General features: G+C 72.4%; 12 protein-coding genes. 6 read left to right on the plus strand and 6 right to left on the minus strand.

Annotated elements, in window-relative coordinates:
- Positions 1 to 29: 29 nt before the first annotated feature.
- Positions 30 to 707, plus strand: a complete 678-nt coding sequence (locus tag BIV28_RS06535) for a Crp/Fnr family transcriptional regulator (RefSeq protein ID WP_076260322.1) — start codon at positions 30 to 32, stop codon at positions 705 to 707.
- Between the two features lie 129 nt (positions 708 to 836).
- Complete coding sequence (locus tag BIV28_RS06540; protein ID WP_076260324.1) at positions 837 to 1,382, plus strand: hypothetical protein; 546 nt, start codon at positions 837 to 839, stop codon at positions 1,380 to 1,382.
- Positions 1,383 to 1,573: 191 nt separating this feature from the next.
- Here the strand turns inward: BIV28_RS06540 and BIV28_RS06545 are convergent, their stop codons facing one another.
- The 5 genes from BIV28_RS06545 to sp36 form a co-directional block, all read right to left on the minus strand.
- Positions 1,574 to 2,230: a nucleoside/nucleotide kinase family protein gene (locus BIV28_RS06545; RefSeq protein ID WP_242652801.1), complete on the minus strand. Its 657-nt coding sequence runs from the start codon at positions 2,228 to 2,230 to the stop codon at positions 1,574 to 1,576.
- A gap of 90 nt (positions 2,231 to 2,320) precedes the next feature.
- On the minus strand, positions 2,321 to 3,118 hold the full coding sequence (locus BIV28_RS06550) for an MBL fold metallo-hydrolase (protein WP_076260327.1): 798 nt from the start codon (positions 3,116 to 3,118) through the stop codon (positions 2,321 to 2,323).
- 95 nt (positions 3,119 to 3,213) lie between these two features.
- Complete coding sequence (locus tag BIV28_RS06555; RefSeq protein WP_076260329.1) at positions 3,214 to 4,074, minus strand: NUDIX hydrolase; 861 nt, start codon at positions 4,072 to 4,074, stop codon at positions 3,214 to 3,216.
- A gap of 6 nt (positions 4,075 to 4,080) precedes the next feature.
- On the minus strand, positions 4,081 to 4,545 hold the full coding sequence (locus BIV28_RS06560; RefSeq protein ID WP_076260330.1) for a RidA family protein: 465 nt from the start codon (positions 4,543 to 4,545) through the stop codon (positions 4,081 to 4,083).
- Positions 4,546 to 4,547: 2 nt separating this feature from the next.
- Entirely contained in the window at positions 4,548 to 4,712 is a 165-nt protein-coding gene (gene sp36 / locus BIV28_RS19930; RefSeq protein WP_207555819.1) for a Sp36 family protein, read from the minus strand.
- Positions 4,713 to 4,824: 112 nt separating this feature from the next.
- On the opposite strand from sp36, the gene BIV28_RS06565 reads away from it, so the two are divergent.
- The 3 genes from BIV28_RS06565 to bagB are packed head-to-tail and all read left to right on the plus strand — an operon-like array spanning position 4,825 to position 7,830.
- On the plus strand, positions 4,825 to 5,613 hold the full coding sequence (locus BIV28_RS06565) for an alpha/beta hydrolase (RefSeq protein ID WP_076260332.1): 789 nt from the start codon (positions 4,825 to 4,827) through the stop codon (positions 5,611 to 5,613).
- Positions 5,614 to 5,635: 22 nt separating this feature from the next.
- Positions 5,636 to 6,649: an ATPase BagA gene (bagA, locus tag BIV28_RS06570; protein WP_278247764.1), complete on the plus strand. Its 1,014-nt coding sequence runs from the start codon at positions 5,636 to 5,638 to the stop codon at positions 6,647 to 6,649.
- Positions 6,646 to 7,830, plus strand: coding sequence for an ArsA family ATPase (gene bagB, locus BIV28_RS06575; RefSeq protein ID WP_076260334.1), 1,185 nt, complete (start codon positions 6,646 to 6,648; stop codon positions 7,828 to 7,830). Before bagA ends, bagB begins: the two co-directional genes overlap by 4 nt.
- Positions 7,831 to 7,910: 80 nt before the next feature.
- Here the strand turns inward: bagB and BIV28_RS06580 are convergent, their stop codons facing one another.
- Positions 7,911 to 8,216: a WhiB family transcriptional regulator gene (locus tag BIV28_RS06580; protein ID WP_076260335.1), complete on the minus strand. Its 306-nt coding sequence runs from the start codon at positions 8,214 to 8,216 to the stop codon at positions 7,911 to 7,913.
- Between the two features lie 289 nt (positions 8,217 to 8,505).
- Here BIV28_RS06580 and BIV28_RS06585 point away from each other — a divergent pair, with 289 nt between their 5' ends.
- Positions 8,506 to 10,923: a transglycosylase domain-containing protein gene (locus BIV28_RS06585; protein ID WP_076260337.1), complete on the plus strand. Its 2,418-nt coding sequence runs from the start codon at positions 8,506 to 8,508 to the stop codon at positions 10,921 to 10,923.
- Positions 10,924 to 10,952: the final 29 nt, after the last annotated feature.

Raw genomic sequence — 10,952 nt, forward strand, 5'->3', positions numbered from 1 at the left:
GTGCGGGGGCGACATGGCACACTGACCCCGTGGATCTCGACGTGGTGAAGCGCGCGCCCCTCTTCAAGGCTCTCGACGAGGAGGCCTCCTCGGCCCTGCAGTCGCAGATGAGCCGCACCCACATGGAGCGCGGCGACGTGCTCTTCCACGAGGGCGACCGGGGCGACACGCTCTACGTCATCGCCGAGGGCAAGATCAAGCTCGGTCGCACGAGCCCCGACGGCCGCGAGAACCTCGTGGCGATCCTCGGCCCCGGCGAGATGTTCGGTGAGCTCAGCCTCTTCGACCCCGGGCCGCGCACCATGACGGCCACCGCCGTCGCCGAGACCCAGCTGCTCGGGCTCGGCAACGAGTCGCTGACCGGCCTGCTATCCGGGCGCCCCGAGGTGTCCAAGGCCCTGCTGGCCGCGCTGGCCCAGCGCCTGCGCCGCACCAACGCCCACCTGGCCGACCTCGTCTTCACCGACGTTCCCGGACGCGTCGCCAAGGCCCTGCTCGACCTCTCCGAGCGCTTCGGCCGGCCCGTCGAGGGCGGCATCATGGTGAGCCACGACCTCACCCAGGAGGAGCTGGCCCAGCTCGTCGGGGCGTCCCGCGAGACGGTCAACAAGGCCCTCGCCGACTTCGCGACGCGCGGCTGGCTGCGCCTCGAGGCCCGCGCGGTCCTGCTCCAGGACGTCGAGCGCCTCAAGCGCCGCGCCCGCTGACTGGCAGCACCGCCGGAACCATCGCGCGGCCGGAGCAACCTTTCCGGGACCTGCGCCGTCTTGACGGATGAGGGTGCCCCGCGCCGCGGGGCACCCTCACCAGTCGTCCGACCGGCGAGAGGCCACCCGATGAGCCGTACCAAGTACCACCCGACCGACGTCCTCCCCGGCCGTGGCGCCGGGGCCGGTGTCGGGGTCGCCGCATTCGCCGGGATGCTGTACGGCATCGCGTTCACCGTCGTGCGGTTCGGGCAGACGGGCGCCACCCCTGACGACGCACCCACGGGGGTCGGGCTCGCCCTGACCCTCGGCGTCGCCGCATGGATCGCTGCAACGCCTCTCTCGGCCGTGGTCGGGGCGTCGCTGCGTCGGGCCCCGCGTCCGGCGCTCGTCGCGGGCTACACCGTGGCCGGCGGGCTCAGCCTCGTGCTGTTGCCGAGCTTCTTCTCCGTGTTCCCTGGTGTCATCGAGCCCGCCGTGCTCGTGGTGAGTGCCGCGTGCGCCGTCGGGGCGTCGCTGCTCAGCGCCCTGGCGCTGACCTGGCCGCGCCGCCGGAGACCGACCCGGTCGATGCGCCCCGGCGCCACGGTTGACCCGGCCCAGGTGCCCGCCCAGCAGGGTGGCGGCCTCAACCCGGCGAGCATGACGGGCCCGAGCCCGATCGGTCTGCCCTGACCAGTCCCCCTCGGCGCCACGTCACTGCTCACTCACACTGAGCACTGACGCAGGCACAGGCCCGCGACACCTCGACGGACTCCGAAACACACCGAGTAGTTGCCAGGTCTGGACGGAATAACCCGAACGGATTGGCAACTGCTCGGTGTGTTGCGGGTTCGAGGGGGCTGGGTCCGCTACGTGCGGGCGGCTCAGGGCGCGAGGTGCCAGCCGGCCGGCCCGTTGACGACGAGTCGGTCCGCGCGGTGCGCCGACTCGGCGACGCGGCGCGCGTTGGCCTCGTCGGTGTCTTCGACCCAGAGCGCGGCGGCCTCGGGCTCCTTGCCGAACGTCACGTGCCGCGACACGAGCCGGGCGCGGCGCACGTCATCGTCGCCGGTGACGAACCAGACCGCGTCGGTCGCCGCGCGGGCCGCCTCCCAGCGTGCCTCGGGCAGCAGCAGGTAGTTGCCCTCGGTCACGACGACCCGCGCCTCGGGCGGCACCACCATGGCGGCGGCGATCGGCTGCTCGAGGGTTCGCTCGAAGCCCGGCGCGTACACCCACGAGTCCGGCTCGGCGACGAGCCGGCGCAGCAGGGCCGCGTACCCGTCGGCGTCGAAGGTGTCCGGAGCACCCTTGCGGGACAAGGCTCCCAGCCGCTCGAGCTGGGCGTCGGCGAGGTGGAAGCCGTCCATCGGCACGTGCGCGACCCACTCGGCCCCGTGCGTCCGGGCCACCTCGGCCACGAGCGCCTCGGCGAGCGTCGACTTGCCCGCTCCCGGGGCCCCGGCGATGCCGAGCACCGCCCGACGCCGGTCGCCGACGAGGCCGACGGCCGCCGCCGCGAGGTCCACGATCCCGTCCACGCCCACATCCTCCCGGTTCGATGTATTCGGCGGTCACCGGTGACCGCCGAATACATCGAACCGCGCGAGGAGGGGTCGGGGTGCGAGGGGTCAGGGGTGCTCGCGGAGGTACTCGAGCTGGGCCTGGACCGACAGCTCGGCGGCCGGCCACACGGTGCGCGGCACGTCGGCGTAGACCGTCTCGACGACCTCGCGGGCACTCGACGCGCCCGCGGCCACCGCGGCGCGCACCTGCTCGAGCCGCTCCGCGCGGTGCTTCAGGTAGAAGGTCACGGTGGCGGCGGCGTCGGGGACGAACGGCCCGTGACCGGGCAGCAGGCTCGTCACCGCGCGTGACGCCGTGAGGCGCTCGATGCGCTGCAGGGACTCGAGGTAGGCCTCGAGACTGCCGTCGGGCCAGGCCACGACGGTCGTGCCGCGGCCGAGCACCGTGTCGCCGGTGAGCAGGGTGCTGTCGGCCGGCAGGACGAAGGAGTATGAGTCGCTCGTGTGCCCGGGCGTCTCGACCGCGAGCACCTCCAGGCCCCCGACGCGGATCGTCTCGCCTGGGCGGATGTCGTCGTGGCCGCGGCCGAAGGCCCGCACCGGCGCCCCGGTGAGGGCGTGGAACCGGTCGGCGCTCTCGGCGTGGTCGGCGTGGCCGTGCGTCAGCAGCGTCAGCGCGACGCGTCGGCCGGAGTCGGCGACGTGGGTCAGCACGTTCTGCAGGTGGCCCTCGTCGAGCGGGCCGGGATCGACGACGACCACCTCGTCGCTGCCCGGCTCGGCCAGCAGCCACGTGTTGGTGCCGTCGAGGGTCATCGGCGACGGGTTGGGGCACAGCACGCACTCGGCGCGCTCGCCGAACCTGCCGCCGGCCCACGTCGGGTCGACCTCGGCACCCTGCACGTCGACCTCCTCGAGTCCTGCTGTCTGGGAAAAGACCTTCGCGGAGCCTCCGCTCGAGCCGACCGCCCCACACGGCGGTCGGATCGGCTTGCGGCTCAGACGCGTTCGACGACCTCCATCGCCGCGCCACCCGGGGCGTCGACGACCTCGGGCATGACGAGCGGCGTCAGGTCGGCGTGCGCCACGAAGTCGGCGGCCGACGCGGCGTCGCGCACCTGCTCGACGCACATGACGGTCGGCGGCAGCATGAGCGCCGACCCGGCCTCGTACTCGCGCAGCAGGTCCGCGGGGCGCACCCACTCGGCGAGGTCGGCCTCGGTGGTGTCGCCGTCGGCGACCTGCGAGGGCGGCATGACCGCGGCGAAGAACCACGTGTCGTAGCGACGCGGCTCGAACTCCGGCGTCAGCCAGTGCGCCTTGGCCACGACGAGGTCCGAGCGCAGCACGAGGCCACGGTCGACGAGGACCTCGCGCAGCGACACGGCGCGGGACACGAGGTCGGCGCGCACCTGGCGCCACTCCGCGTCGCCCACCCACGCGAGCGGTCCGCTCGCCGAGGGTGAGGCGAGGAGCACGCCGCACTCCTCGAAGAGCTCGCGCACGGCGGCCGCGACGTAGAGCTGCGCCTCGGTCGGGCTGCAGCCGAGGCGCTCGCCCCACTCGAGCGGCGAGGGTCCGCTCCAGGGCAGGTCGCCCTCGCCGTCGCGCTCGTCGACGCCGCCGCCGGGGAAGACGTGCATGCTCGGCGCGAACTCCATCTCGGAGACGCGCCGGAGCATGAACACCTCCGGGCCGGCGGTGGCGCCGGTCGCGCCGAACGCGTCGGACGGGTCACGCACGAGCATGACGGTGCTGGCTCGTCGTGGTTCGGCGATCTCCCACCGGTCGCCGGACAGCCATCGCGTGGCGGCATCGGAGATGCCGGGTGTGGTCGTGAGCGGGAAGAGACGACCCATCCCGGCTCAGCCCTCGACGGAGACGACGACCTCGACCTCGACCGGGGCGTCGAGGGGAAGGGCCGCGACACCGACGGCCGACCGGGCGTGGACGCCCTTGTCACCGAAGGCCTTGACGAGCAGCTCGCTCGCACCGTTGATGACACCGGGCTGGCCGGTGAAGATCGGGTCGGAGGCGACGAAGCCGACGACCTTGACGACGCGCACGACCTTGTCGAGGTCGCCGATCTCGGACTTGACGGCCGCGATCGCGTTGAGGGCGCACGTCGCGGCGAGCTCCTTGGCCGTGACCTCGTCGACCTCGGCGCCGACCTTGCCGGTGGCGGCCAGGCGGCCGTCGACCATCGGCAGCTGGCCGGAGGTGAAGACGAGGTTGCCGTCGCGGACCACGGGGACGTAGGCGGCGACGGGCGGGACGACCTCGGGCACGGTCAGCCCGAGCTCGGACAGGCGGTCTTCGACAGCACTCATGCTCAGTTCCCCGCAGACTTGGGACGCTTGAAGTAGGCGACGAGGCTGGTGCCGTCGGGCCCGTTGACGATCTGGACGAGCTCCCAGCCATCGGCCCCGAAGTTGTCGAGGATCTGTTTGGTGTTGTGGATCAGGAGCGGTGCGGTGAGGTATTCCCACGTGGTCATGGCGATCACCCTACTCACTGGTGTACCCGCGCTCAGCGCGTGCGCCGGCGGCCCCGACGCGCCCTCCGGAGCGACGTCCCGGGCAGCGTCGGGGGGTGCCACGATGTCCGGCATGAGCACCCCCGCCGACCCCCGCTCCGACGACGTCCTGACGCGACCGGCGCCGGCCGCGTCGACGACGCGCTCCTACGGCCCGGACCCGGCGCAGGTCTACGACGTCCTCCCGCCCGCCGCGGGCGCAACGCCTCGTGGCGTCACCGTCCTCGTCGTCCACGGCGGCTTCTGGCGGGCCGAGTACGACCGCGCCCACGCCCTGCCGGAGGCGCACGCCTTCGCGGCGGCCGGCTACACCGTCGCCCTCGGGGAGTACCGACGCACGGGCATGCCGGGCGGTGGTGTGCCTGGCACGCTCGACGACGTCCGGGCCCTCACCGAGGCGGTCAGCCACGACGCCTCGCTGCCGCACCGCATCGTCCTCGTCGGCCACTCGGCCGGCGGGCACCTCGTCGCGTGGGTCGCCGGGCAGCCGTGGGTCGAGGGGCTCGGCGTCGTCGGGGCGGTCTCGCTCGCGGGGGTCGTCGACCTCGGCGCGGCAGACCGGTTGCACCTCGGGTCGGACGCCACCCGTGCCTTCGTCGGCACCGGTCCGGGCACGGCGGCGTGGCGGTCGGCCGACCCGATGGGCGCGCTCCCGCCGCGGGTGCCGGTGCGCCTGCTGTCCGGCACCGAGGACGACGTCGTGCCCACCGTCGTCGGCGACGCCTACCTCGACGCCGCGCGCCGGGCCGGTGGCGACGTCGAACGGACGGTCGTGCCGGGCGCCGGCCACTTCTCCTTCATCGACCCCGACCAGCCGGCCTTCTCCACCGTGCTGTCCACGGTCGCCGCCCTCACCCGCTGACCGCACGCATAGGCTGGGGCCCGTGACGACCGACTGGGGCCAGGCGCGGCTGCACGTCGTCACGGGCAAGGGCGGCACCGGCAAGACGACCGTCGCCTCGGCGATGTCCCTCGCCCTCGCCTCGACGCCCGGACGCGTGCTGCTCACCGAGGTCGAGGGGCGCCAGGGCATCAGCCAGACCTTCGACGTGCCGCCGCTCGGCACCGACGAGACGCGCGTCGTGCGCCTGCCCGGCGGCGGCGAGGTGGACGGGCTGTCGGTCGAGCCCAAGGCGGCCCTGCTCGAGTACCTCCAGCTGTTCTACAAGCTCGGCCGCGCGGGGCGCCTGCTCGAGAAGTTCGGCGCCATCGACTTCGCCACGACGATCGCCCCCGGCGTGCGCGACGTCCTGCTCATCGGCAAGGTCTACGAGGCGAACCGCCGCCGCCGCGACGGTCGGCACCGCGGCGACGCCCCGCTCACCTACGACGCCCTCGTCCTCGACGCGCCGCCGACCGGCCGCATCGGGCGGTTCCTGTCGGTCAACTCCGAGGTGGCCGACCTCGCCCGGGTCGGGCCGATCCACTCGCAGGCCGAGTCGATCACGCGCCTGCTCCAGTCGGAGCAGACCGTCGTGCACCTCGTCACCCTCCTCGAGGAGATGCCCGTGCAGGAGACGCTCGAGGCCGTCGAGGAGCTGCGGGCCAAGGGGTTCCGCCCCGGCTCGATCATCGTCAACATGGTGCGTCGGCCGCTGCTCGAGGACGCCGCCATCGGCCAGGCCCTCGCCGGCCGCCTGCACAAGCCCTCGATCCGCACCCAGCTGACCGAGGCCGGCGTCGCCGTGACGCCCGAGCTCGTCGACGGCCTCCTCGCCGAGGCCCGCGACCACGCCCAGCGCGTCGACCTCGAGCGCGAGCAGCGCGCCCTCCTCGAGGGCGCCGGGCTGCCGATCGTCGAGCTGCCCCTGCTGACGGACGGCGTCGACAGCGGCTCGGTCCGCGAGCTCGCCGACGTCCTCGTGCCCCACTTCGCCCACGAGCAGGTGCCGGCGTGACGACGACCACCCAGCCGAGGGTCGCCCGGCCGGCGCCGGCGCTCGACGTCGACACCCTCGTGGCCGACGCGTCGATCGGCATCGTCGTGTGCTGCGGCTCGGGCGGCGTCGGCAAGACGACGACGGCCGCGGCGCTCGCGCTGCGGGCCGCCGAGGCCGGCCGCCGCGTCGTCGTGCTCACCATCGACCCGGCCCGCCGCCTCGCGCAGTCCCTCGGCCTCACCGAGCTCGACAACACGCCCCGCCCGGTCACCGACATCGACGCCTCGAACGGCGGCAGCCTGCACGCGATGATGCTCGACATGAAACGGACCTTCGACGAGGTCGTCATCACGCACGCCGACCCGGACAAGGCCGAGCAGATCCTCGCCAACCCCTTCTACCAGGCCGTCTCCAGCTCGTTCGCGGGCACGCAGGAGTACATGGCGATGGAGAAGCTCGGCCAGCTCAAGGCGTCTGCCGGCGGCCCGGACGCGCCGTGGGACCTCATCGTGGTCGACACCCCGCCGTCGCGCTCGGCCCTCGACTTCCTCGACGCCCCGAACCGCCTGGGCAGCTTCCTCGACGGCCGCTTCATCCGCCTGCTCACCGCACCGGCCAAGGCCGGGGGCCGGGCCGGCCTCAAGGTGTTCGGCGTCGGCGTGCAGATCGTCACCTCGACGATGACCAAGGTCCTCGGCGGCCAGATGCTCACCGACGTGCAGACCTTCGTCAACGCGCTCGACACGATGTTCGGCGGGTTCCGCGAGCGCGCCGACGAGACCTACCGGCTGCTGTCCGAGGAGGGCACGGCCTTCCTCGTCGTCGCGGCGCCCGAGCGCGACGCGCTGCGCGAGGCGTCCTACTTCGTCGACCGGCTCGAGGCCGACGGCATGCCCCTGGCCGGGCTCGTCGTCAACCGCATCGGACGCGTCGAGGCCACCGGGCTGACGCCCTCGAAGGCCCTCGCGGTCGCCGAGGCGCTCGAGGACGGCAACGGGCCGAAGTCGGCCACGACGGCCGCCGGCCTGCTGCGCCTGCACGCCGACCTCGTGCGCACCGCGCAACGGCAGCACGAGCTGGCCGACCGCTTCTCGCGCGCGCACCCCGGAATCCCCGTGGTGCACGTGCCGGCGCTCGGCCGCGACGTGCACGACCTCGACGGGCTGCGCGAGATCGGCGCAGCGCTCGCCGGGTCCTGACCGGCGTCAGCCGTGACGCACGCGGGCGCCGGACGCGTCCGGCGAGTCGGACGCGTCGCGGCGCGGGCGTGGCGTGACGCTCAGGCCTGACGGGTCTGCGCGGCCATACCGGCCCGCAGCGCGTTCTTCCACGAGGCGATGTCGGGACGCTTGCGCAGCAGCGCGCGGCGCTCACGCTCCGTCATCCCGCCCCAGACACCGAACTCGGTCCGGTTGTCGAGGGCCTCGGCCAGGCACTGGGCCAGGACCGGGCAACCCTTGCAGACGGCCTTGGCGTCGTGCTGGGCCTTGCCACGGACGAACAGAGCGTCCGGGTCCTGGCTCGAGCAGCGAGCCTGGCTAGCCCAGTCGTCGACCCACGAGTCGACAATTGCGACAGCACTCATGATCAATTCCCCTCCCCGCCCGGAACCTCCCAGTAACCGAGCCGGCCAACGGACCGTCCCACCGGTCCTGATGTGGTGGACCTCCCCTTAGGCCCAAACGAGACATTAGGGCTCGGTCGCCTGAGCGCGACATAGGCCGCACGGACCATTTCCGGACGCCGGTGACTAGTCACCCCGGACCATCCGGGACGGTCGCGGCAGCCCCCTAGGACGGCAGGTTCGTGCGTCGTGACCGCTCCTGACGTGCGAAGATCCGGTGACCAGGGCCTCAGCGGTTACCCTTGGGCCCATGTCCTCACGCACTACCTCGATCGGTGGCGTCGTCAGCCTGCTCGGGGCGTTCCTCGCGTCCGCCCTCGTGCTGGGGCTCCTCGCAGCCGGTCTGGTGATGCCCGCCGTCGGCGCCACGGGCGCCATCGCACGCAGCGGGGTCGACGTCTTCAACGAGCTGCCGAGCGAGTTCACGACGAACCCGCTGGCCCAGTCCTCACGGATCCTGGCCGCCGACGGCACCGTCATCGCGACGCCGCAGGAGCAGAACCGCACGGTCGTCCCGCTGAGCGCGGTCGCACCGATCATGCGTGAGGCGCAGGTCGCGATCGAGGACCACCGCTTCTACGAGCACGGCGGCATCGACATCCAGGGCACGATGCGCGCGGTCATCTCCAACCTGCGCAACGGCAGCTCGGTCGGTGCCTCGTCGCTGACCCAGCAGTACGTCAAGATCTCGCTGCAGTACAACGCGCTGGCCGAGGGCGACAAGGCCGCCGCCCAGGCCGCCGTCCGCAAGGACTACATGCGCAAGCTCAAGGAGCTCAAGTACGCCATCACCATCGAGAAGCAGCTGAGCAAGGACCAGATCCTCGAGCGTTACCTCAACCTCGTCTACTACGGCGACCGCGCGTACGGCGTCGAGGCCGCCTCGATGCACTACTTCAGCGTCCACGCGAGCAAGCTGAGCCTCTCGCAGGCCGCCCTCCTCGCCGGCCTGACGCAGAACCCGGGCACGACCGACCCGGTCAACAACCCCGAGCGCGCCCTGGCCCGCCGCAACGTCGTGCTCGACCGCATGCACGAGCTGAAGATCATCGACGACAAGCAGCACGCGGCCGCCAAGAAGCGCACCATCAAGCAGGACCTGCGGGTGTCCAACCCGAAGAGCACGTGCCTCGCCTCGCCGTACCCGTACTGGTGCGACTTCATCGTCAACTACGCGATGACGATGCCCCAGCTCGGCAAGACGGTCGAGGAGCGCAAGCGGACCCTCTACCGCGGTGGCATCACCATCACGACGACGCTCGACCCCAAGCTGCAGAACTACGCGCAGAAGGAGGTCACCAAGAAGGTCCCGATCGGCAACGACGAGCGCATCGGCGCCGCGGCCTACGTCGCCGACCCCAACACCGGTGAGGTCAAGGCCTTCGCGCAGAACACCTCGTACTCCGTCACCAAGGACTCCGGTGGCCAGACGGGCATCAACTGGGCCCTCGACAAGAAGTACGGCGGCTCGGGCGGCTTCCAGTTCGGCTCGACGGCCAAGGCCTTCGCGCTCGTCACCGCCATGGAGTCGGGCATGACCACCAGCGCGTCGGTCAACGCGAAGGGCGCCGGGGGCAACTCCCAGGCCACCTACACCCCGAAGGAGTGGCCGGGCGGCATCGCCAACTGCGGCCCCGGCGGTGAGTGGAAGGTCTTCAACGACTCGCCCTTCGGCGGTGGCCGGATCAGCCTCATGGAGGCCACCGCGAAGTCCACGAACACCGCGTTCATCGCCCTCGCCGAGCAGCTCGGCGGCTGCAAGGTGCGCGACACGATGCTGCGCCTCGGTCTGCACCAGGCCGACGGCCAGCCGGTGGGCCGGTATGCGCCGCAGTACATCCTCGGCGCCTCCGACGTGTCGCCGCAGGGCGTGGCCCACGCCTACGGTGTCCTGGCCGCGGGCGGCAAGAAGTGCCCGATGGTCGCCGTCACGAAGCTCGTCGTCGGCGGCAAGAACGTCGCGCTGCCGAAGACGGCGTGCCAGCAGGTCGTCGACCCCGACGTCGCGCGGGCCACCGACAAGTTCCTCGAGTTCAACATGACCCACGGCTCGGGCATCCGCAACCAGCTCGACGACGGCAAGCGCGAGTCGGCCGGCAAGACCGGTACGGCCAACAACAACAACGAGTCGTGGTTCGTCGGCTACACCCCGCAGCTCGTCACCGCGGTCTGGGTCGGCACGCCGTACGACCCGATCGAGCGCGTCATGAAGAACATCACGGTCGGCGGGCAGTACTACCCCGTCATGCACGGTGCCGCCATCGCGGCCCCGATCTGGAAAGCCATCATGAACAAGGCGCTCGATGGCCAGCCCGAGGTGAAGTTCGGCGAGCCGACCGACAAGTTCACCAAGGGCGACCAGACCTCCGTGCCCGGCGTCACCGGCATGAGTGTCGACCAGGCCATCGCGACGCTGCAGGCCGCGGGCTTCTCCGCCGGCGTCGGCGGCACGATGAGCTCCGGCGTCCCGCAGGGCATGGTCGCCGGCACCTCGCCGTACGGCCAGGCCCCGGCGGGCAGCTACATCACGATCTACACCTCCCGCGGGGCGCAGCGCCAGCCCGCGCCGCAGCCGACCGTCGTCAACCCCGGCGGGGGCGGCGGAGGCGGCGGAGGCGGGAACGGCAACGGCAACAAGCCCCCGAAGCCGCCCGGACCACGGGGCTAGCGCCCACCGGACCTGACGAAGGGGCCGAC

The sequence above is a fragment of the Intrasporangium flavum genome (assembly GCF_001956915.1).
In the GTDB taxonomy this organism is placed as follows: Bacteria; Actinomycetota; Actinomycetes; order Actinomycetales; family Dermatophilaceae; genus Monashia; species Monashia flava.

Excerpts from the sequence above, each read along its gene's own strand:
- BIV28_RS06560 (WP_076260330.1), bottom strand. The coding sequence starts at position 4,545 with ATGAGTGCTGTCGAAGACCGCCTGTCCGAGCTCGGGCTGACCGTGCCC.
- sp36 (WP_207555819.1), bottom strand. The coding sequence starts at position 4,712 with ATGACCACGTGGGAATACCTCACCGCACCGCTCCTGATCCACAACACC.
- BIV28_RS06555 (WP_076260329.1), bottom strand. The coding sequence starts at position 4,074 with ATGGGTCGTCTCTTCCCGCTCACGACCACACCCGGCATCTCCGATGCC.
- BIV28_RS06540 (WP_076260324.1), top strand. The coding sequence starts at position 837 with ATGAGCCGTACCAAGTACCACCCGACCGACGTCCTCCCCGGCCGTGGC.
- BIV28_RS06580 (WP_076260335.1), bottom strand. The coding sequence starts at position 8,216 with ATGAGTGCTGTCGCAATTGTCGACTCGTGGGTCGACGACTGGGCTAGC.
- BIV28_RS06565 (WP_076260332.1), top strand. The coding sequence starts at position 4,825 with ATGAGCACCCCCGCCGACCCCCGCTCCGACGACGTCCTGACGCGACCG.
- BIV28_RS06585 (WP_076260337.1), top strand. The coding sequence starts at position 8,506 with ATGTCCTCACGCACTACCTCGATCGGTGGCGTCGTCAGCCTGCTCGGG.